This window comes from Polaribacter batillariae, from assembly GCF_017498485.1.
Classification (GTDB): domain Bacteria; phylum Bacteroidota; class Bacteroidia; order Flavobacteriales; family Flavobacteriaceae; genus Polaribacter; species Polaribacter batillariae.
Genome location: NZ_CP071795.1, coordinates 3706391 through 3729614 on the forward strand (window position 1 = coordinate 3706391; position 23224 = coordinate 3729614).

Below are 23224 nucleotides of genomic sequence, written 5' to 3' on the forward strand. Positions count from 1 at the left end.
GTTTTAACTAAAGCCCCTAATCTAATGAACACGAACAGAGAAAAAAATGTGTTATTCAAAAAAATAATACAACTCAAAAAAAGCATCTTTTTATTACTAATTTTAATTTCAGCGAATAATTATTCGCAATCCCCCTCTTTTGTTGGTAGCAGATCTAATTGTAGAAATGCTGCTGGAGCACCCATAACCGTTGCTGTACCTCCTGGAAGTGCAAACGATTTGCTAATTGCCTCTGTAAATGGTAGTGATAATACTAGTAGGTTTATTAATATAACAGCTCCTTCTGGTTGGACGTTGTTAAGAACTGGATTTTCTGGTGATCGAACAACAACATTAGCCGTATTTTACAAAATAGCAACGAATGCAGAACCCACTTCTTATTCTTTTAGTGTAGATTTTAGCAATAGACTTTGTGCCTCAATTGTTAGATACGATAATGTAGTTAATGTTGATAACAACCCAATTTATGCTTCAGCTATTTCTACTTCTCCATCATCTTTTTCTTCACCTGTATCACCATCCATAAACGCATCCATGGAAGAAAATATAATTTTAAGAATCGTTGGTGTAGATAACGATTATACTCTAACAAGACCTTCAGGAACAACACAAAGAATAAATATCAATAATTTTTTAACTACCCAAGGAATTGCTGAAAGATGCCAACTAACAGCTGGTAACACTGGTACAGCAACCTGGACATATGGAAGAGATGGAAGAAGAGGTGGTTGGGTTTCAGTTACTCTAGCTTTTTCAGTTATAAAACCTATAGATCCGTGTGATGCAGTAGCATCTGGTAATTTAGATACAGATAACGATGGCATTTCAGATATTTGTGATTTAGATGATGACAATGATGGTATTTTAGACACTGTTGAGTCCAACCCCAATTTTATTGGAGGTACAGCCACACAAAGCTCTTCTTTAGGCAACCGTACTTGCCCAAACAACAGCTGTTCTGCCAGTTTGGCCAGAGATGGCAATACCAGTGGAAATTTTAGCAGTGGCTCTGTTACACATACCAATACTCAAAACAATCCTTGGTGGTTGCTAGACATGGAGGTTGATACAACCATTAGTACTGTAGTGATACACAACAGAACCGATTGCTGTGGCAATCGATTAGATAATTTTATTTTAGAAGTATTAGATACAAACAACAACGTGGTATATACCCATAACAATGGTTCTGCTGCAGCTGTAAATACCATTAATGGTATTAATACTTTAGGAAGAAAAATAAGAATTCGATTGGTAGGAAGCAACAGAGTTTTAAGCCTTGCGGAAGTTGTTGTACAGCTTGCCAATGCATTAGACATCGATAGAGATGGCATTCCTAATTCCCGAGATTTAGACTCAGATAATGATGGTTGTCCTGATGCCACAGAAGCTGCAACGCCTAGTATTTTAAAATCTAGTGGAAACAATGCCAATGATGGTATTGCAAACAATACCCCAAATGCTGCTATAGATACTGCACAAGACCCTGTAGGTAGCAATGGTTTGGCAAATAGTTTAGAAAATACAGATACGAACACCGCTATAAATACAAACGCATTTTCAACTACAAATTACCGTAATTATGCGCTAAATAATAGTAAAAATGGTTGTGGAAATCCAATGATTACACAAATCTATTGGAAAGGAACAGAAAAAATAATTGAAGTAACCAATAGAGATGCTTCTAAAATTGTAGTGCCTAATGCTGCAAATCTTAATTTATTTAACAACGGAGTAACCGCTGTTAGAACTGCTACTGCTAGTAATACTGAAGAAATATTGGCTGGAGAATCCGTTTTATTTACAGCCTCTGCAACCATGGTAGCTCCCATCAAAACAGAAACTCCTGTTGTAGTAACCCCTTCTGTTATCGCCTTTGATAACTCCAATGACATCCTTACAATATCTAGCAATGGAAAAGCAAACAATAATTTCGCTTGGAGAACTCGTAAAGATGCCATACAAAATTTAACAGATAATACTTCTCTGGTTCGAATAGATGAAATTCTACAACCTACTAATGCCTATAATCCTAATGAATGGACTGTGTTTATAGACGATGCAATTGCGACAACTTTCAATAACTTTTTACGTCATCCGCACAGTGCTGTACTCTCTGAAATTACAACTCCTGTACCTACAGAATCCAATACCTTATTAGGATTGCATCGGTTTGGAAAAACCACAAGAATAGGCAATACTTGGAGTAATGGAACGCCAGATAAATCTCGATTTGTAGCCATCAATGAGAACTACATGCACAGTGGTAAAAAGTTAATTGCTCGCAAATTAGAAGTGCAAGAAAATCGTATTTTATCTTTAGACAATCAAGTTTTAATAGTCACCGATAACCTTCATATTGCAGATGCTGCTGAAATTCGTCTCATAGGTACCAGTCAATTAATTCAAACACACCCTGGAACTGCCAATGCAACAGGAAATGGTAAATTGTATATAGACCAAAATTCTGATTTGGCAAGTGTATATAGGTTCAATTACCTAGGGGCACCTGTAACTTCTTTAGGAGCTTTAAACTATACTGTAGAGAGTGTGTTAAAAGATGGTACAAACCCGCTTTCACACACAGGTATTGTGGGGCAAAGTTCTACTAATATTGCTAGAAATATTAATTTTGTTGGTGGCTTAGATGGAAGTTCTGGAACTCCTATCAATATTTCAGAAAAATGGATATATACCTTTGCAAGCGCAGAAGGAAAAGGTGCCAATTGGGTATGGAAAGGTAAAAATGGAACCATTGCTCCTACTGACGGTTTTATTCTTAAAGGAACAGAGGTGGCTCAAAATTATACCTTTGTAGGCAACCCCAATGATGGAGAATTGAGAACTGCTGTGGGCGCAAGTGAATCTTACTTGCTAGGAAATCCATACCCTTCTGCTTTAAACGGATTAAAATTTATACAAGACAACATCAATTCTATAGATGGTACCTTGTATTTCTGGGATCATGTTGGGGAAGAAAGTACAGCAGAAGCTACTGATGGCCATCTCTACAATGGGTATATTGGTGGGTATGCTACTTTAAACCTTTCTATGGCTGTTGCTGCTGTTAGCAAACCTTTGGTAGGGGCTTTCAATATTAAATTAGAAGCAGAAAATACGGTTACCAATGGCACAAATACTACAGAAGGAACTAGAAATATCATTACCTTAAATAATAATCTTGGTTTTATAAAAATTAATGCCATTACTAGAGCTACAGATAAAATCGAACTTACCTATACTGCTCCTACAGAAAAATTACTAAGGTTCGTTGTAGATGGCAAAGCTAGAAAAACCTATACCCTGCCTGCAAGTGCAAATTACACCACATTTACCATTAACGAATGTGTTACTGTAGGGGCTTCTGTACGTTTTGAATCTTTAGACAGAAACTCCATTTCTATAGACTATCTAACAATAAGTGATGATGATGGTAACATTTCTTGTGCACCTGCTCCTGGTACAGATGCCTCTTTGTACAAAACTCCTGGTACATACATTCCTGTAGGACAAGGTTTTTTTATTAGTGGAGATACAGATGGTGGTCCTATTGTATTTAACAACAACCAAAGACAATTTGTTACCGAAAATTCTGGAAATGCCGTGTTTTTTAAAACCAATAAAAAAACAAAAAAGAGTATTGATGACGATATGGGAGACTTTAACAAACTTCCGTTTATAAAACTAGGAATGGACTTTGTAAATACAGAACGAGAAAGCCTACACAGACAAATTGGGGTTTCTTTTAGCGCAAACAATACTTTTCAGTTCGAAAAAGGATATGACAGCCCTGTAAACGATTTAGGAGAGACTGATATATATTGGAAATTTCCAGAAAACGACCATAAATACGTAATTGCAGGTATTGGAAATGTATCTTACGATTTAGAAATCCCTTTTGAAATTACCATGGATTATGATGGCACCAACATTCTTAAAATTGATGATAGTTTTGCCATTGAAGCCGATATTTTTCTAAAAGATAAATTAAAAAATAAAAACTATTTATTAAAAAATAAAGAAGTGGCATTGCAATTAAAAAAAGGAACACATAAAAATAGGTTTGCAATTGTATTTGAAGAAAGTAAAATTATAGAGGAAGTTCAAAATCCAACAGAAGAAAAAGAGAAAGAAATTACAGTCTTTTTAGATGCTCAAAACAGTGCACTAATGTTACAAAATAAAGGGGAAATTTTAATTGAAAAAGTAACCTTATACAACTTGTTAGGGCAAAAAATTCAAAGTTGGGAAAACCTTGAAAAAACAACAGAATACAGTCTTAAAATTAAAAATTTCCCAGAAAATATATACATTGTAAATGTAAAAACAGAGGAAGGAAAGATCTCTAAAAAAATAATATTCGAAAAGTAATTACCCTATACCATTTATGATTTGAAATTACTGTAAAAGAAAATGATGATTTTTATTTATATAAATTAGAAAATTAAAGAATAGCCTTAAACTACGATTTCTTCTTATAATAAAATAGAAAGAAGAAAAAGGTGTTTTACTAAGATAATTTCAAATCATAAATAGTATAGCAAACATTAAATTTGCTCCAAAATATTTCTCCGCAAAATTTACTTAGCATCTTCTATAAAATTGAAAAAAATGTAAGGCTTTCTTTAGTACATGACAAAAATATAATTTACTGATAATCAACAAATTATACCATTTAAACATTGAAACTACTGTAAAAGGGTTTTAGATAAATTTCATAACCAGTTATGGACTTAATCGTATTCTGACTCATATCATTAACAAGTTGTTCAATTTTTGATTCAAGTATATCTAAAGTGTCATAGATTTTCATAGCGATTTTGCTTTTTAGATATTGCCATATTTTTTCAGCAGGGTTTAGTTCTGGGCAGTATGGTGGGATTGGCAATAAGATAATATTATCAGGTAGTTTTACATCTTTAGTAGAATGGAAAGCTGCATTATCGATTATAATAATTTTGAGTTCTGATGGATTGTAAGTACTCAAGTCGTTAAGATACTGTACAAAAAAGTCTTTACATACAGTATCAGTTATCATACAGAAATGCTCACCTGTTATAGGTGAAAAGCTTCCCCACAACCATTTACTTTGATAACTGTGCTTGTATTTACCTATAGGCTTTATACCTTTAGCAGTGATAACTTTTTTCTGTTTGGTAATTAATCCAAACCTACTCTCATCCTGAAAATATAGATTTACAGAAGTATGCTTATTGTTATTGAGTTTAAGTCTAAATAATTCAAATGATTTTTTAAGGTTTTTTAAAAACCGCTTCGGCTCTTGGGTCTTTTTTGTAATGAGACTTCCTTGATACTTTTAGTCTAGATTTATGTTTACGCCTACAATGTGCATAAAGCGTCCCATAATCAATCGTCTCACTAAAAGTAGCCTCTATAAGACCTTGAAGCTCCACATAAGAGGTAACTGTTGTTTGTGGATTGGTTAATTGGGTAGCTATAAAATCAATAACCCTCTCAGAAATAACACGAGTGTTATTACCGCCTACTTTTATGGTAATTAATTCTGAAAGACCGTAGCTATTATAGGTTTTTAACCATTCTCTAATTGTCTTTTCTGTAAAACCCAATTTATAAGCTAACTGACTTTGGTAAACTACCTTACCTTGCTTTACTAAAATAAGAACTTTCAAACGACCTCGTTCACGTTCCGATTTTGCTTTTCTTAATAGTGAACTCAATTCTTCTTCACTCTCTTTTACTGTAATATTTATCTGTTTTGGCATAAAAACAAGATACAAAATATTACAGTAATATCAAAGTTTATTTAGTATTAATTGTTAAATAATTTGTTTAAAACATTGATTTTCAGCATATTATATGAGTAATTCTACTCATTTATCTAATGAAGAAAACCAATGTTATCCATAAAAATAGTGAACTTAGTTCAATACTCAACAGCCATTTTAAAGGAAAATTAAATTTAGCTCGTGTTAAATTGATTTCTTACTTTGTGATTGCTCTATGCAAGGTGCAAACAGTAACTTTTGGGAAATTAGCAAATGCTTTTGACACTTCTGCTGATTCGAGTTCTTCTCTAAGGCGTATTCAACGTTTTATAGCAAATTACTCTTTAGATGCTAACCTTATAGCTCGTCTTGTTTTTTACCACAGTACTTTGTTGTTTTTTCGTACTTTTTTTCGTTCAGTTTGTAGCGTTGGCAAAAGCATACTCTTTTGCAATTTTTGGTGTTGTGTTGGCTGGTGCGAATTGCAAATGTGTATGGCTTTTAGCGTTGGCAAATTCAGTTCGTAAAATTTCATCTATTTTGCTTATGAATTTCTCGTCTTTACTCTTTTTGTATTCAGTATAAAGGGCTAAAATTCGGTCAACTTGCGATTCTGATAAAGTGGATAAATCAAGTATTTTTGATTTGTTCAAATCGTTTGGCTCAAATTTCTTTAACCCATTTCCATATTCACGTCTATTATCACTGAATATTTCTTTAGCTACATCAGTTAGCAAATAAGCAAATAGAAAATCATCAGTAACCTTTGAAAATAAATTTGAGTTTGTAGGATAAACGCAATGAAAAGTAGTTAGATTAGAAATATTTGCCTCGTTTCGTATAAATTTAACACCATCTCTATTAAATACAGAGACCCAAATTGGTGCAGGTGGTCTATTCTCTAAAGAATACCAAGGTTTTCTGCATTTTGTTAAATACTTTTCATTTATCTTATCTTTAACGCCTTTTTCTATGTAAGCCAAAACATTTTTATTGGTAGAGTTTTTACCATCAAATAAATATACTAGTTCATTGTTTTTAACTAAATTTTTATAGTCAGATTCTGTAAAGAAATTACCTTTCACATCTTTTGCTTTGCAAATGCAAGGCTTCAAGTTTCCTTTTGGAATAGAAAACTCTTTAGCTTTAGATTTTTTGAATGTAAAATAATCATTTGCACCAGTCGCAATACCTCTCACAACTTTGGCATAAGTCGAAAAAGGTACAAGGTTTTTGTAATTAATTGAATTTTGTAATTGATAATATTTACGCCATTTAATATTTGGGTCTAAATCATTTAGTTTAAAAGTAAATTCGCCTCTTCCTTTTGGATATGACTTAATATAAGTATCAATTAGTTGTAAATCTGATTTAGAATCTATTGTTGATATATTTATTTCTGAATTGTTTTTGTCATTAGCCAAAAGAAGTATTGATGCAGTAGTCATAGCGTTATCAAATACATTTTCTTTAAAATCGATAATAAATAAATGTCTTAATGTTTTAGTTTTTAAAAGGTATTCTTTTACTAGTTTACCATAGTCGGAATTTAGAAATTCAGATGGAATAATATATGCAGCTCTACCATCCTTTTTTAATTGAAATATAGATTTTAAAAGGAATAATGTATATAGATTTGTAAAGCCGTTAAATTTAAATTTCAAATTATTTTCGACTTCTTGTAAGATTTGCTTATTGTCATAATCGTGAAATTTTAAATATGGTGGATTGCAAATAATTCCATCATATTTGTTTTTCCAATCATTAAACATATAATCTTCTAGTTTTAATGAAACGTTCTTTTGAGATTTAAAATATGCTTTTGCTTTACTGAAAATGGTTTCATCAATATCAAAACCTTTAATTTTTAAATTATCTAGTTTAGATAGTAAAGTCCTTGAGAATATCCCTAAACCAAAAGCTGGTTCTAAAACTGTTTTTAATGATTTGTTTCCTAGCAACCAGTCAGACATAATGTTTGCAATAGGTTGTGGTGTAAAAAATTGAGCAAATTCTTTCCGATGAGTTAGACTTGTTTTTTCTGTATATATTTTTTCTAACTCCATTTTAAAAATCTTTTATGTTTAATAATTCTTTAAGGCTGTCAATATCTAGATAAGCAGTCCCTTTTTCAAAGCTTACATAAAACAATAATCGTCCTCGACCCATTTCTCGCCTAACGCTTTTGTGTTCAGGTTCGAGAACTTTATAAGCAACTTGATTTGTATTACGTGTATTGATTTTTACAGTCGTTTTATTTTGATTCTTTATGTCTTGACTAATTTCATAATATGTTCCCTCTTTGTCAGGTTCCGTAAGTAAAGTCAAAATATTTTTAAAAGATATACCATAAGATTTGTCAAAGAAAACTTGAAAATAGTAATGTGGCACACTGAATGTTTCTGCCCATTTATATACGACTTTGACATCTTCTATTTTAGGTGTAATGCTTAAATAATCTCTTTTCTGAACAATGGTAATGTTATCTTTTAAGTCCTTAAAAAGCAATGAAAGTTGTTGAAGTCTATCAGTTGCTTTCCAGCTTGGTCTTCTAAAGTTTATAGCATTGATAGTTTCTTCATTAATACTATTTAAGATATCGATGAAGTATTTCTTCTTATCATCTTTTAAAATGTCCAAATATTCAGCTAATATTTTGTCTTTTACAGCGAGTGCTTCTTTAAGATGATATGCTGTTCTGTCTTGCATTTCTTTTTCGTATTTATCAATAAGAAATGCACTCGAACGTATTTCTAAACCTGCAATTGATTTTTTTACATAGTCTGTAATCGAAGAATGTTCAAGGTTGCTAATATCAAATCCAAGTTTAGCATCAAAATCAGTTTTTTTAAACACTAGTAAATCTGGTCGTTTTCCAATAGTATCTAATTCATCTTGAAAGTCTTTATAGAATTTATCAAATCCACTATCTCCAGCAATTAAGTCATCTGATTTTCCATAACGCACAGCTACATAATTCTCTGAAGTTTCATTGATAGCTCTGAAAATCAAATCTTCTGCCCAATCTCCTTGTTCTTTGTTAGTAATAAAGTTAGAAGATGCCTGTGTTGGTGGCGATGTTCTATCTCTTGGTATTGAGAAATCAATTATTGATGTAGGTATAGTTTTCGTAATTTCTCTTAATTCTTCAAAGTAGGTCATAGTGTTTTTCTGTATTTTATTTCTTGTTCAGCAACTTTTAAAACTTCAATTGCCTTTTTTTCATCTTTGATTAAGTCGTAAACTTTATTGGCGAGCCACAAAGTTTCTAATTCAGAATATGAGTACTTGAATAACTTACTTATAGTTGTAAGATGCTCTCTTTTAAGATTTTTTTGATTACTCTCAATTTTACTTAAATAGGCATCTCCAACTTTTAATTCATAAGCAAGTTCTCTTTGTAACATTCCTGTTTTCTCTCGTAGTTCTCGTATTTTTTGACCAATTGTCACTTTCCTTATTTTGACTTGACTTAATTTGGTCAAATATACTAAATGTTTTTGAAGTTTTTATTCAAGCGTTGGTAAATTTTAGCTCTTTTGGTTTTTAGAGCGTTGGCAAAAACCGAAAGTGCTAAAATTTGCGGCTGGTAGTATGAAACAAAACGTCTTTGTTTATGAAAAGTTGCGATTTTGTCTGCGAGGAATTTCCGAAGGAAATTCTGCAGTAGGCAAAAATGCAACCAATTTTAATAAGTCTAAAAGTAGCAATTTTTTATAAACAGTATTAGCAAATGCGTGTTTTTCTGTTTTTCTTGCTTGCGAAGGGAGTATCAGTCATTTGAATATGGGGTATTTTCCTAAACGGAGTACTCTTTAGTTATTTTAAAATAATCTCAAGAACCAATTCTTTAGTTAAAGGTTTTCCGTTTGCCATTTCTTTAATTTTACTAAAAGCGAAAACAAAGTTGCAACCATTTTTATAATGGGAACAACCGTAAGCCGTTTTTCCTTTTAAAATAGTTCCTTTTTTACATTTTGGGCAAACTATTTTATCAGAAGACTTCTCAACTGCGCTCGAAGAAACATTTGAATTGTCATTTCGACCTTGTGGAGAAATCTCAGTCTTTTTCTCATTTGCTTTTTGCTTTGGCTCAAATTTTAAAGCAAAATTTTCGTCAAAACGAATCAAGCCCTCTACTTTGCCAGCCTCTGTTTTAAAACCTTTTAAATTGGTTGTACAGCCCTTATCAATCAAACGAATTAACTGATTTTCTGAAACTTTTTTTTCGTAAATTTTAAAAGGAATTTTTAAATCGCAATTGTTTTTATATTCAGAACAACCAAAAGCAGAAGATCCTTTTAATAAGTGGCCTTTTTTACATTTTGGACAGGTTTTTCCAGCGACTTGTTTTTTCTTTTTGTCATTTCGACCTTGTGGAGAAATCTTTTTATTTTTTTGAGAGTTCTCGACTGCGCTCGAACTAACATTAGAGGAAATTCGTTTTTTAGAAGTATTGGATCGAACTTCATACACCAATTCATCTACCATTTTTTTCATATTGTTGATGAATGTACCAGCGTTGAATTCTCCTCGTTCAATTTCTTTCAAACGTTTTTCCCATCTTCCTGTAAGTTCAGCAGATTTTAATAATTCGTTATCAATAATATTAATTAAATCGATTCCTGTTTGTGTGGGTAAAACCAGTTTTTTCTTACGTTCGATGTATTTTCTTCGGAATAAAGTTTCAATAATACTTGCTCTTGTAGAGGGTCTTCCAATTCCGTTTTCTTTCATTAATTCGCGCATTTCATCATCATCTACTTGCTTTCCTGCAGTTTCCATGGCACGTAATAAACTGGCTTCTGTAAAATTTCTTGGTGGTTTGGTTTCTTTTTCTAAAAAAGAGGGTTCGTGTGAACCTTTTTCACCTTTTACAAAAGATGGTAAAGTAGTTTGTGCGTTTAATTCTTTTTTCACCTTACTTTCTTCTGTTTCAAAAACAACACGCCAACCTTTGGTTAAAATTTCTTTTCCAGTTGTTTTAAATGGTACTTCAGCAGCTTTACCTATTACTGAAGTGTTAGAAACATTAGAATCTGGATAAAAAACAGCAATGAATCTTTTGGTAATAATGTCATAAACTTGCTGTTGGTTGTATTGCAAATTTCCTTGAATTCCTGTAGGAATAATGGCGTGGTGATCGGTTACTTTTTTATCATCAAAAACACGTTTCGACTTTTTTATTTTCTTTCCTAAAAGAGGTTGAGTTAATTCTGAATAATTGGTTAATTTTGATAAAATTCCTGTAACTTTTGGATACAAATCATTGGGTAAAAAAGTAGTATCTACTCTTGGGTAGGTAACTACTTTCATTTCGTACAACTTCTGAACAATTTTTAGAGTATCATCTGCAGAAAACCCAAATTTATTGTTGCAATAGACTTGCAAGCCTGTTAAATCGAATAATTTAGGAGCATATTCTTTTCCTTTCTTTTTGATAACAGAAACAATTTCGAACTCAGATTGTGCAACTTTATCCGCTAAAACTTGTCCGTCTTCTTTTTTTAGAAAACGACCCTCTTCATAATTAAAAAGGGTATCTCTATAGGTAGTTTGCAATTCCCAATAAGGTTCTGGTTTAAAATTTTGAATTTCAAAATAACGATTTACCAACATGGCAAGGGTAGGAGTTTGCACTCTGCCCACAGACAACACTTGTTTGTAACCGCCAAATTTTATGGTATATAAACGTGTGGCGTTTAAACCCAACAACCAATCTCCAATGGCTCTAGAATACCCTGCATAATACAAATTGTCGTATTTTTCTGACGGTTCTAAATTTTGAAATCCTTCTTTGATGGCTTCTTCTGTAAGTGATGAAATCCATAAACGTTGTACTTCTCCTTTGTAATTACATTGATTAATTACCCAACGTTGAATGAGTTCTCCTTCTGTACCAGCATCGCCACAATTAATTACAACATCTGCTTTTTCGAACAAACTTTTTACAATATTAAATTGTTTTTTAATGCCTGAATCTCCATTTACTTTCGTATCAAAACGTTCAGGTAGCATGGGTAAGTTGTTCAAATCCCAACTTTTCCAATGCGGTTTGTAATCTTTGGGTTCTAAAAGAGTGCATAAATGCCCAAACGTGTAGGTTACAGCATATCCATTGCCTTCGTAGAAACCATCACGTTTTGTGTTGGCTCCTAGAATGTTAGCAATTTCTCTTGCGACACTTGGTTTTTCGGCGATACAGACTTTCAAATTCGGTTTCTTTTAGGAAGTCGAAAGTAAGAAAATATTATTTTTTAATCACTTTTTTTATGTCTTTGTCTAGTATATAAAAATGATTCTGAATTTTTCTACTTTTTAAGTTGTCTTTTAATTGAAAGTAATCGTATTTAGTATTTCCATTTTCTTTATAATTTTTGATAAATCATCAGAAACTATATATTGATTGTTGAAACTGGCTTTTTATTAGTAATCTTGAACTAAAACTTCAGTAGGAATATGAAGTGTTGCATTCAGTTTTCTAATCATTCCTAAAGTTAGTTTGCGCTTTTTGCTTAAAATTTCACTAACTCTACTTTTAAATCCAACAACTTCGGCTAAATCTTTTTGTTTCATTCCCATTTGTTCCATTCGAAATTTAATTGCCTCAATTGGGTCTGGCATTCCAATAGCAAAGTTCTCATTTTCATATCTGTCAATTAAGATTGAAAGAATTTCTAATTCGTCTCCTTGTTCAGTTCCTTTTTTTGCATCAAAAATCTCTTCAAGTCTGTTTAGAGCGTTTTGATAGTCTTTTTCGTTTCTTATGGGTGTTATTTTCATATATTAAATATTATTTGCATCTATGTTGTCGTATTCTGCGTGGGTTCCAATGAATCTTATCCAGCATATTTGGTATTCGAAGTTGAATTTTACAATCAAGCGATAGTTATTACCTTTAATATTATAAACCAGTCTGTTGTCTTTTAAAATACTTGCACTTGGATAATCGTTTTTTAATTCATTGATATTTTTCCATGCAGATTTTTCAGTTTCTCTAAACCAAGATTTTAATTGATCTTCACAGTCAGCATGTTTTTTCCAAAAATCTCGCAAAGTTCGTTTCGCTATTACTCTCACATTTCTCCAATTTTTAACAAATATAACAAAAAAGTTACCAAATTGGTAATTTATTCATTTTTTTTCAGCTTGCTGCAAACAATGTCAAATAATTTTTTTCAAAGAAATTTTATATATCCTTATTTTCTTCAATAAAATTATAATCTTCAGTATAATCTTAAGAATAGCTTGAATTAATTTGTTTCAATGCGATTTTTACTTACATTTTTACTTTACCAAAGCCAATTGAATTCGTTTTCTAAGCACATCAACCTCTAAAACTTTTACTATAATTTGCTGTTGTAAAGACACAATGGTATTGACGTCTTTTACAAAAGTATCTGATAAATTAGACACGTGAATTAAACCACTTTCTTTAATACCAATATCCACAAAACAACCAAAATTGGTAATGTTGTTTACAATTCCAGGTAGTAATTGTCCTGTTTTTAAATCATTTATTGTTTTAATGTTTGCATCAAAAGCAAAGACTTTGGCTTTTTGTCTTGGATCCACTCCTGGTTTTTCTAATTCTTTAATAATATCTTTTAGAGTAGGTAAACCAGCATTTTCTGAAATATAATTTTGTAAATTAATTTTCTGAAAGATTTCTTTGTTTCCTATCAAATCATCAACTTTACTCTTTAAATCTTTTGCCATTTTATCAACAATAGTATAACTTTCAGGATGCACACCAGAATCGTCTAAAGGATTTTTACCGTTTTTAATTCTTAAAAAACCAGCAGCTTGTTCAAAAGCTTTTCCGCCTAAACGTGGTACTTTTTTAATTTCATTTCTCGAGTTGAAAGCACCATTTTCGTTTCTGTATTGTACGATGTTTTCTGCTAGTTTTGGCCCAATTCCAGAAACATAGCTCAGTAAAGATTCACTGGCAGTATTAATGTTAACACCTACTGTATTTACGCAACTTTCTACAACTGTATCTAAAGATTTTTTCAATTTCGTTTGATCTACATCATGCTGATATTGTCCAACTCCAATTGATTTTGCATCAATCTTAACCAATTCTGCCAAAGGATCTTGCAAACGTCTTCCAATAGAAACTGCTCCACGAACTGTAACATCGTAATTGGGAAATTCATCTCTAGCAATTTTGGAAGCCGAATAAATAGAAGCTCCTGCTTCGCTCACTACAAAAACGTCAATTTTATTTCTAAAATGCACTTTTTTTATCAATTCTTCTGTTTCTCTAGATGCCGTTCCATTTCCAATCGCTATCGCTTCAATTTGATAGGCTTCTGCTAAAGAACTAATTTTTTTAATGGCATCAAAAGAGTGATTTTGAGGAGCGTGAGGAAAAATAGTTTCGTTATGCAGTAAATCTCCTTGCTCATTTAAACAAACCACTTTGCAACCCGATCTAAAACCAGGATCTATTGCCAACACTCTTTTTTCTCCCAAAGGAACTCCTAATAACAATTGTTTTAAGTTTTTTGTAAAAACTAAAATGGCATTTTCATCTGCCTTTTCTTTAGCGATAGATAATGCTTCATTAGATAAAGAAGGAAATAATAGACGTTTATAAGCGTCTTCAATTGCTAACTGAATTTGCTCTGAACATGCGTTTTGCGAACGAATCATTCGATCTTCCATTTTTTGCAAAACTCGTTCATTATCTATCTCTAATTTTACACGAATAAAACCTTCGCTTTCAGCTCGTAAAATAGCCAACAATCTGTGTGATGGAATTCTGTTTAAAGATTCGCTCCAATCGAAATAATCTTTAAATTTTTGTGCTTTGGAACTTGTACTGAGCGCAGACGAAGTGTCCTCTTTTTTAGTCTTAATTACTTTGGATGAAATTTGCGCAAATCGTTCAAATTGATAACGAATATTATTTCTAATATCCGTTCGTTCATTAATCCATTCGGCAATAATAAAACGCGCGCCTTCCAAAGCTTCTTCAATGGTTTCAACATCATTATTTATGTATTTTGATGCAGTATATTCTAAATCATTTACACGTTGACTCATCATCATTTTAGCTAGTGGTTCTAAGCCTTGTAAACGTGCGGTTTCTGCTTTGGTTTTTCGTTTCTTTTTAAAAGGTAAATACACATCTTCTAAAGCAATTAAATCTTTAGCATTGTTTACTTTTTGTGTTAATTCGTCTGTTAAAACATGTTGTTCTTCTAACGCTTTCAAAATGGCGATTTTTCGTTTTTCTAAAGTTTCGTAAAGTTCTTTGAATTTTACAATTTCTCCAATTTCAACTTCGTCTAAATTGCCTGTCATTTCCTTTCGATATCTGCTGATAAAAGGAATGGTTGCCTCTTTATTTAATAATAAAATGGTGTTTTCTATAGATTGTTTAGAAAGTTGTGTTTGTTGGACTATGTATTGAAGTAGTTGCATTTTTAGATTGAATTTTAAAAGCTTTTGGGTTGTCTGTTCGAGCGCAGTCGAGAACTATAAAATTGATAAGAAAATAACCTTTCAACTGTGCTCAAGAAGACAAGGTTATATCTCTAAAATCATTAGCTTATTTAAGAAATCACTTTTTCAAAAGCCAAACGTTTTGCGCCATAACTAGTATAAATAATACCACAATATTCATACCCCATTTTTTTAATTAAAGCTTGCATGGTTTTGTTATCTTCATGCGTATCAATTTTTAAACTTCTAATATTTTTTTCTTTTAACTGTTCATGCAATTGCTCAAAAACAAATTTTGAAATGCCTTTTCCTCTATGATCTTTACTCATCGCTAATCTATGAATTATTCCATAAGGTTCAGATTCATCTTGTATCCAATTACCATCAATTACTTTTTTATAAGTAGGTTCTTTTCTTGTGGTAAACATAGTTGTAGCCACAATAGTGTCATTTTCATTTAAAATAACATAGCTTTCTTTATTGCTAATGTCGTTTTCAACTTGTTCTTTATTTGGGTATCCATTTTGCCATTGATCTATATTCATTGATTTTAACAATGCTTTTGCATCGTCGATAATTTCCATAATTTTTGGAACATCTTTAAAAGCAGAACGTCTAATTTTCATATCGAATATAATTTGCATTAAAAAAGCCACAAAAATCACAATTTTTAAATTGTGTTTCTGTGGCTAAAATAATTTATTTTTTAAGATTTTAAGCGGTAACTTTCTCTTTTTTAGTTTTACTTTTTGGAGCAAAATCTACCACTTGTTGGTTGTGTAAAATATCTTGAATGGTTTGTCTTTTTCGAATTAAATAATCTTTTCCATCTACAACCATTACTTCTGCAGGTAAATAACGAGAGTTGTAATTAGATGCCATAGAAAAACAGTAAGCACCAGCATTGTGGAAACACAGTACATCTTCTTCAGAAATTTCTGCAATTCTTCTGTTAGAACCAAAAGTATCTGTTTCACAAATATAACCTACAACCGAATAATAACGGTCTCTTCCTTTAGGGTTAGAAATGTTTGTAATATGATGGTACGAATCGTACATCATGGGTCTTACTAAATGATTAAAACCAGAATCTACATGTGCAAAAACAGTAGAGGTGGTTTGTTTTACCACGTTTACTTTTGCTAAAAAAGAGCCAGCTTCTGATACCAAAAATTTTCCTGGTTCGAACATTAAGGTAATTTCTTTTCCATATTCTGTACAAAATTCGTTAAATCTTTCTGATAGTTGAATACCTAATTGTTCGATATCCGTAGAAATATCGCCTTCTTTATAAGGTACTTTAAAGCCACTACCAAAGTCTATAAAATCGATATTTTTAAATTGTTTTGCCACATCAAATAAAATTTCTGAGGCACGTAAAAAAGTGTCGATATCTAAAATATCCGATCCTGTGTGCATATGAATTCCGTTGATATTCATGCCTGTATTTTCTACCACTCTTTTAATGTGAGGAACTTGATGGATGGAAATTCCGAATTTAGAATCGATATGACCTACAGAAATTTTAGAATTCCCTCCAGCCATAATATGCGGATTGATACGAACACAAACAGGAATTTCTGGATGTTTTTGCCCAAATAATTCTAAAATAGAAAGGTTATCGATATTAATTTGAACCCCTAATTTTGCAACTTCTTCGATTTCTTGAAGAGAAACACCATTGGGTGTGTAAATAATATTTTTAGGGTCAATTCCAGTAGTTAAACTCAATTGCACTTCTTGTATAGAAACCGTATCTAAACCAGCCCCTAAATTGGTTAAAAATTTTAAAATATTTACGTTCGATAATGCTTTTACGGCATAATTTAGTTTTAAATTATCAACCGCATTAAATGCACTCGTTAATCGTTTGTATTGAGAGGCAATTTTATCTGTATCGTAAACGTATAAAGGACTTCCGTATTTATTTGCTAATTCTAAAAGTTGTGTTCTTTCCACAATAATATATTTTTATTTTGGGTCAAAAGTAACCAAATTGTTTAATAAACAGGTTTTTGTTTAAAAATATAACAAATTGTTTTTTATTGTGATTTTTATTGTGATTCTTATATTGGTTTTTGAGAGTATTTCGTGCCACGAATTCAAGAATTATTTTTTATAAAAACAATCTCTGGTCGAGCGCAGTCGAGACCTTATAAAAAAGTAAAATAATCTCTCGAGAACTTTGTTGGCTATTCTCAATTAAATTATCATTTAATTTCAGCAATCCTCGAGGAGACAATCGTTATTGAATTTTAAATTTGCGTTATTTTTAAATCATTTTTAGCATAATTTATCATCAAAAATAAACCCTAAATTTCCGTTGAAATCCTGTTGATAACTAATTGGTAAATCCGTTTCATTTTTCTCTCTTAAACCCTATTTTTACGAGTACTTCAAACCTAACAGTAGTCAGATATTTTATGAGTCAAGAAACAAAATATACAGAAGATAATATTCGGTCTTTAGATTGGAAAGAGCATATTAGAATGCGTCCAGGAATGTACATTGGAAAATTAGGAGATGGCTCTTCTGCCGACGACGGAATTTATATTTTAGTAAAAGAAGTTTTAGACAATTCTATTGACGAATATGTAATGGGTGCTGGAAAAACCATCGAAATTTCTATTCACGGAAGTAAAGTTACAGTAAGAGATTATGGTCGTGGAATTCCTTTAGGAAAAGTGGTAGATGTAGTTTCTAAGATGAATACTGGTGGAAAATACGATTCGAAAGCCTTTAAAAAATCGGTGGGTTTAAATGGGGTAGGTACAAAAGCGGTAAATGCACTTTCTTCTTATTTTAGGGTAGAATCTTCTCGTGAAGGAAAATCTGCTTCAGCAGAATTTAGTCAGGGAAATTTAGAAAATCAAGAATTTTTAGAAGAAACTTCTCGAAGAAAAGGAACCAAAGTTCAGTTTATTCCAGACGAAGCCATTTTTAAAAATTACAAGTTTAGAAACGAATATGTTTCTAAAATGCTAAAAAATTATGTGTATTTAAACCCAGGTTTAACCATTATTTTTAACGGAGAAAAGTATTTTTCTGAAAACGGATTGAAAGATTTATTGGAAGATAACAACAATCAAGACGATATGTTGTACCCAATAATTCACTTAAAAGGCGATGATATAGAAGTTGCCATTACGCACAGTAAAACACAGTATTCAGAGGAATATCATTCGTTTGTAAATGGGCAACACACCACACAAGGAGGTACACACCAAGCTGCATTTAGAGAAGCCATTGTAAAAACAGTTCGCGAATTTTACGGAAAAAATTTTGAAGCTTCAGATGTAAGAAAATCCATTATTTCTGCCATTGCCATAAAAGTAATGGAACCCGTTTTTGAAAGTCAAACCAAAACCAAACTAGGTTCTACAGAAATGGGTGGAGACTTGCCAACGGTAAGAACGTACATCAACGATTTTGTAAAAACACAATTAGACAATTATTTGCATAAAAATACCGAAGTTGCAGACAAACTTCAGAAAAAAATTATGCAAGCAGAAAAAGAGCGTAAAGAACTTTCTGGAATTCGAAAATTGGCAAGAGACAGAGCTAAAAAAGCAAGTTTACACAACAAAAAATTACGTGATTGTAGAATTCATTTAGGAGATACCAAAAAAGAAGCGCATTTAGAAACCACCTTGTTTATTACAGAGGGAGACTCTGCTTCTGGTTCCATTACAAAATCTAGAAATGTAAATACACAAGCGGTTTTTAGTTTAAAAGGAAAGCCTTTAAATTCGTACGGCTTAAGCAAGAAAATTGTATATGAAAACGAGGAATTTAATTTATTACAAGCCGCTTTAAATATCGAAGATGGTTTAGAAGATTTGCGATACAATAACATTGTAATTGCTACAGATGCCGATGTTGATGGAATGCACATTCGCTTGTTGTTAATTACATTTTTCTTGCAGTTTTTTCCAGAATTAATTAAAGAAGGGCATTTATATATTTTAGAAACTCCGCTCTTTAGAGTAAGAAATAAAAAAGAAACCTTTTATTGTTATTCTGAAGAAGAAAAACGAGAAGCTATAGAGAAATTAAGAGGAAAACCAGAAATAACGCGATTTAAAGGTTTGGGTGAGATTTCGCCAAACGAATTTGTACATTTTATTGGAAACGACATTCGTTTAGACCCTGTAATGTTAGATAAAGAAATGTCTATTGAGCAAATGTTAGAATTCTATATGGGAAAAAATACGCCCGACAGGCAAAAATTTATTATTGAGAATTTAAAAATTGAGTTGGATACTGTAGAGGAGGAAATGTAAAATGGGAAAACTTAACAAAAATATTTCCCTAATAGCCTTGTTTATTTTAATTTTATTACTTTTTTCAATTAATTTTAGTGATTTAGGAAGTAGAAGTAATTTTGGCTCTTACATTGGAATCATTGGTTTAATCACTTTTATTCTGGTAAAATCTAAGAAGAATAGTTAATAAAAACTAAAGGTGTTAAATTGACTTCTCAAGATTATAAAAAATGAAAAAAGAAGAGAACTTATTAGTCCCTGATGAAATTATTTCAAACAAAATTTATTTGATTCAAAATCAAAAAGTAATGTTAGATAGAGATTTGGCGGAATTATATCAAGTGGAAACAAGAGTTTTAAAACAAGCAGTAAAGAGAAAATTAAATCGTTTTCCTGAAGATTTTATGTTTGAATTAACTAAAAGTGAGTTTAAAAATTGGAGATCACAATTTGTGACCTCCAATTCTGACAAGATGGGTTTGCGTTATGCCCCAATGGTTTTTACAGAACAAGGAGTTGCCATGTTATCAAGTGTTTTAAATAGTGATAGAGCTATAGCAGTAAATATTAAAATTATTAGAATTTTTACAAAAATGCGAGAATTATTAAACGATAATTTAAGCTTAAGATTAGAAATAGAAGAGATTAAAAAGAAAGTGACCAACCAAAATAAAAATATAGAATTGGTTTTTTCTTATTTAGATGAATTGATAGATAAAAAAGAAAACGAAAAAGAACGAACAAAAATTGGGTATAAAAACGATAAAAGAGAAAGCAAATAGTTCGCAAATACACCAGCGTTAGGGATTGAAGTGGAAATCCTTTTTATTGTCAGTTCGAGTGAATTTGAGAAGAATGAACAAATTTGTATCGAGAACAAAATAAAAAGATTGCAACACAAAGCCCGTTAAAACGCCCAAAATATAATTACACAATTAAACGATTTAACGCTTTTTAAATGAGTGAAGAAATAAACGAAAACGAACACGAAGAAGAGCTAACGAATGAAAATGAAAATTTAGATTCGCCTCAAGAAGAAACCATTACCAAGGTTACAGGCATGTACAAAGAGTGGTTTTTAGATTATGCGAGTTATGTAATTTTAGAAAGAGCAGTGCCTTCTTTAGAAGATGGCTTAAAACCTGTACAGCGTAGAATTATGCATTCTATGAAAGATTTAGACGATGGTCGTTACAATAAAGTAGCGAATATTGTGGGGCATACCATGCAATATCATCCTCATGGAGACGCTTCGATTGCAGATGCTATGGTGCAAATTGGCCAAAAAGAATTGCTAATTGATATGCAAGGAAACTGGGGAAATATTCTCACAGGAGATAGGGCTGCCGCTTCAAGATATATAGAGGCTCGTTTGTCTAAATTTGCATTAGATGTTGTTTTTAATCCGAAAACTACCAATTGGAAAATGTCTTACGACGGAAGGCGAAAAGAACCCATTGATTTGCCCGTAAAATTTCCATTATTGCTAGCACAAGGAGCAGAAGGAATTGCAGTTGGGTTATCGACCAAAATATTACCCCATAATTTTATTGAGTTGATAGATGCATCCATTAAATATTTAAAAGGAAGAAGTTTTAAAATTTTTCCTGACTTTTTAACAGGTGGAATTGCCGATTTTACCAATTATAAAGATGGAAAACGCGGAGGAAAAGTAAGAATACGCGCAAAAATTTCTCAACTAGATAAAAAAACGTTGGTAATTAATGAAATTCCTTTCGGAACCACAACTTCGTCGCTAATTGATAGCATTATTAAAGCCAATGAAAAAGGAAAAATAAAAATTAAAAAAATTGAAGACAATACTGCAGCAGAAGTAGAAATTTTAGTGCACTTACCACCCAATGTTTCGCCAGATAAAAGCATAGATGCCTTGTATGCATTTACCAATTGCGAAACATCTGTATCTCCTTTATGTTGTACGATCGAGAATAATAAACCCGTTTTTTTAGGAGTTTCTGAATTGTTGAAACACTCTACAGATTTAACAGTTAAATTGCTAAAAAAAGAGTTAGAAATTCAGTTAAATGAATTGGAAGAGCAGTGGCATTTTTCGTCTTTAGAAAGAATTTTTATTGAAAAAAGAATTTATAGAGATATCGAAGAAGAAGAAACTTGGGAAGGCGTAATTGAGGCGATTGATAAAGGATTAAAACCACATATTAAACATTTAAAACGCGCCATTACTGTTGAAGATATTACACGTTTAACAGAAATAAGAATTAAAAAAATATCGAAATTCGATATTGATAAAGCCAAGCAATTTATTGAAGCTTTAGAAGATAAAATCGCTACTGTAAAAGGGCATTTAGACAATTTAATAGCCTTTGCAATCGACTATTTTAAACGTTTAAAAGAAACATATGGAAAAGGTAAAGAGCGTAAAACAGAAATTCGAATTTTTGATGACATTGTAGCCTCTAAAGTGGCCATGAACAATGCAAAATTGTATGTAAATAGGGCAGAAGGCTTTATTGGAACTTCTCTAAAAAGAGACGAGTTTGTTTGCGATTGTTCGGATATTGATGATATTATTGTCTTTAGAAAAGATGGTAAAATGATGGTTACCAAAATAGACTCTAAAACTTTTGTTGGCAAAGACATTATTCACGTAGCTGTTTTTAAGAAAAAAGACAAAAGAACAGTTTACAATTATATGTATAGAGATGGCACAAAAGGGCCTTCTTACATGAAACGTTTTAATGTAACTTCTGTAACGCGTGATAAAGAGTACGATTTAACAAACGGAAATAAAGGCTCTAAAGTTTTGTACTTTTCTGCAAACCCCAATGGAGAAGCAGAAGTTGTAACCATTAATTTACGTTCTATTGGAAGCGTTAAAAAACTAAAATGGGATATCGATTTTGCAGATTTAGCCGTAAAAGGAAGGGGAGTTCGTGGCAATCGAATTACAAAATATACCATTAAATCTGTCGATTTTAAATCGGAAGGAGTCTCTACTTTAAAACCGCGTAAAATTTGGTTCGATGATGCTGTACAACGTTTAAATGTAGATGGTAGAGGCGAATTATTAGGTGAATTTAAAGCAGAAGACAAACTTTTAATCGTCACACAAAGCGGAAAAGCAAAAGCAGTAAAGCCAGATTTGGCAATGCATTTTGAAGATGATATGATTGTCTTAGAAAAATGGAAACCTAACAAACCCATCTCAGCCATTTATTACGATGGCGAAAAGGAACGCTATTACGTAAAACGTTTTTTAATTGAAATTCCAGAAAAAGAAGAAGAGTTTATTTCAGATCACCCTAAAAGCCAATTAGAAATTGTAGCTACAGACTATAGGCCAGTTGCAGAAGTACAATTTTCTAAAAGAAGTTTGGATAATGAAGAAGTAAATTTTGAAGAATTTATTGCCATTAAAGGAATAAAAGCGTTAGGAAATCAATTAACTACAGAAAAAATTAAACAAGTTAATTTATTAGAATCTTTGCCTTTTGAAGAAGAAAACAAAGAAGCAACTTCCGAAGAAATAGAAGTGGTTGATAAAGAGATAATCGAAGATAAATTACCCATTGATGTTCCTGTTGTAGAAAAACCTGTTTTAGAGGATGCAGATAAAGAAGAGAAAAAACAAGCGTTGTTAAAGAAAGCCATTCAAAAGAAAAAAGATAATTCTGATGATTCGCAACAAAAGTTATTTTAGAAGTTAATTTTCTGTTTTTGTAGTTTCAAAAGTTTTCTGCAAGATTTTAAAATTTTCTTGCAAAGTTTTAAAGG

15 protein-coding genes are annotated in these 23224 nt (G+C 31.7%); 4 read left to right on the plus strand and 11 right to left on the minus strand.

From position 1 onward, the window contains the following. The first annotated feature begins 24 nt into the window (after nucleotides 1–24). Nucleotides 25–4371, plus strand: a complete 4347-nt coding sequence (locus JL193_RS16360; protein ID WP_207971782.1) for a DUF8693 domain-containing protein — start codon at nucleotides 25–27, stop codon at nucleotides 4369–4371. A gap of 304 nt (nucleotides 4372–4675) precedes the next feature. On the opposite strand, the gene JL193_RS16365 is transcribed toward JL193_RS16360, so the two are convergent. The 11 genes from JL193_RS16365 to lysA form a co-directional block, all read right to left on the minus strand. After that, nucleotides 4676–5299, minus strand: coding sequence for an IS630 family transposase (locus tag JL193_RS16365; RefSeq protein ID WP_243456877.1), 624 nt, complete (start codon nucleotides 5297–5299; stop codon nucleotides 4676–4678). After that, entirely contained in the window at nucleotides 5253–5744 is a 492-nt protein-coding gene (locus JL193_RS16370) for a helix-turn-helix domain-containing protein (RefSeq protein WP_207971783.1), read from the minus strand. Before JL193_RS16370 ends, JL193_RS16365 begins: the two co-directional genes overlap by 47 nt. Nucleotides 5745–6163: 419 nt before the next feature. Continuing rightward, entirely contained in the window at nucleotides 6164–7813 is a 1650-nt protein-coding gene (locus JL193_RS16375) for an HsdM family class I SAM-dependent methyltransferase (protein WP_207971784.1), read from the minus strand. Nucleotide 7814: 1 nt separating this feature from the next. Then, nucleotides 7815–8909 (minus strand): AccI family restriction endonuclease, encoded by a 1095-nt coding sequence (locus JL193_RS16380; protein ID WP_207971785.1) that lies wholly within the window; start codon nucleotides 8907–8909, stop codon nucleotides 7815–7817. Next, nucleotides 8906–9199: a helix-turn-helix domain-containing protein gene (locus JL193_RS16385; RefSeq protein WP_207971786.1), complete on the minus strand. Its 294-nt coding sequence runs from the start codon at nucleotides 9197–9199 to the stop codon at nucleotides 8906–8908. Before JL193_RS16385 ends, JL193_RS16380 begins: the two co-directional genes overlap by 4 nt. Nucleotides 9200–9566: 367 nt before the next feature. Then, a complete protein-coding gene (locus JL193_RS16390) occupies nucleotides 9567–11960 on the minus strand; it encodes a type IA DNA topoisomerase (protein WP_207971787.1) in 2394 nt (797 codons plus the stop codon). Between the two features lie 213 nt (nucleotides 11961–12173). Continuing rightward, complete coding sequence (locus tag JL193_RS16395) at nucleotides 12174–12530, minus strand: helix-turn-helix domain-containing protein (protein WP_207971788.1); 357 nt, start codon at nucleotides 12528–12530, stop codon at nucleotides 12174–12176. A gap of 3 nt (nucleotides 12531–12533) precedes the next feature. Beyond that, complete coding sequence (locus tag JL193_RS16400; protein WP_207971789.1) at nucleotides 12534–12827, minus strand: type II toxin-antitoxin system HigB family toxin; 294 nt, start codon at nucleotides 12825–12827, stop codon at nucleotides 12534–12536. 207 nt (nucleotides 12828–13034) lie between these two features. After that, on the minus strand, nucleotides 13035–15182 hold the full coding sequence (locus JL193_RS16405) for a Tex family protein (protein ID WP_207971790.1): 2148 nt from the start codon (nucleotides 15180–15182) through the stop codon (nucleotides 13035–13037). Nucleotides 15183–15313: 131 nt separating this feature from the next. Continuing rightward, on the minus strand, nucleotides 15314–15829 hold the full coding sequence (locus tag JL193_RS16410) for a GNAT family N-acetyltransferase (protein ID WP_207971791.1): 516 nt from the start codon (nucleotides 15827–15829) through the stop codon (nucleotides 15314–15316). 88 nt (nucleotides 15830–15917) lie between these two features. After that, complete coding sequence (gene lysA / locus JL193_RS16415) at nucleotides 15918–17162, minus strand: diaminopimelate decarboxylase (protein WP_207971792.1); 1245 nt, start codon at nucleotides 17160–17162, stop codon at nucleotides 15918–15920. A gap of 464 nt (nucleotides 17163–17626) precedes the next feature. Between lysA and JL193_RS16420 the strand changes: the two genes are divergently transcribed. From JL193_RS16420 to JL193_RS16430, 3 genes are all read left to right on the plus strand, one after another. Next, nucleotides 17627–19486: a DNA topoisomerase IV subunit B gene (locus JL193_RS16420; RefSeq protein ID WP_207971793.1), complete on the plus strand. Its 1860-nt coding sequence runs from the start codon at nucleotides 17627–17629 to the stop codon at nucleotides 19484–19486. Between the two features lie 212 nt (nucleotides 19487–19698). Next, complete coding sequence (locus JL193_RS16425) at nucleotides 19699–20250, plus strand: ORF6N domain-containing protein (protein WP_207971794.1); 552 nt, start codon at nucleotides 19699–19701, stop codon at nucleotides 20248–20250. A gap of 176 nt (nucleotides 20251–20426) precedes the next feature. After that, nucleotides 20427–23150 carry a DNA gyrase/topoisomerase IV subunit A gene (locus JL193_RS16430; RefSeq protein ID WP_207971795.1) on the plus strand — a complete coding sequence of 908 codons (2724 nt, stop codon included), beginning with the start codon at nucleotides 20427–20429 and terminating at the stop codon, nucleotides 23148–23150. Nucleotides 23151–23224 lie beyond the last annotated feature (74 nt).

Bases quoted from the DNA above. Each gene is read 5' to 3' on its own strand.
- JL193_RS16405 (WP_207971790.1), bottom strand. From the start codon at position 15,182: ATGCAACTACTTCAATACATAGTCCAACAAACACAACTTTCTAAACAA.
- JL193_RS16360 (WP_207971782.1), top strand. From the start codon at position 25: ATGAACACGAACAGAGAAAAAAATGTGTTATTCAAAAAAATAATACAA.
- JL193_RS16370 (WP_207971783.1), bottom strand. From the start codon at position 5,744: ATGCCAAAACAGATAAATATTACAGTAAAAGAGAGTGAAGAAGAATTG.
- JL193_RS16375 (WP_207971784.1), bottom strand. From the start codon at position 7,813: ATGGAGTTAGAAAAAATATATACAGAAAAAACAAGTCTAACTCATCGG.
- JL193_RS16410 (WP_207971791.1), bottom strand. From the start codon at position 15,829: ATGAAAATTAGACGTTCTGCTTTTAAAGATGTTCCAAAAATTATGGAA.
- JL193_RS16425 (WP_207971794.1), top strand. From the start codon at position 19,699: ATGAAAAAAGAAGAGAACTTATTAGTCCCTGATGAAATTATTTCAAAC.
- JL193_RS16380 (WP_207971785.1), bottom strand. From the start codon at position 8,909: ATGACCTACTTTGAAGAATTAAGAGAAATTACGAAAACTATACCTACA.
- JL193_RS16420 (WP_207971793.1), top strand. From the start codon at position 17,627: ATGAGTCAAGAAACAAAATATACAGAAGATAATATTCGGTCTTTAGAT.
- JL193_RS16430 (WP_207971795.1), top strand. From the start codon at position 20,427: ATGAGTGAAGAAATAAACGAAAACGAACACGAAGAAGAGCTAACGAAT.
- JL193_RS16395 (WP_207971788.1), bottom strand. From the start codon at position 12,530: ATGAAAATAACACCCATAAGAAACGAAAAAGACTATCAAAACGCTCTA.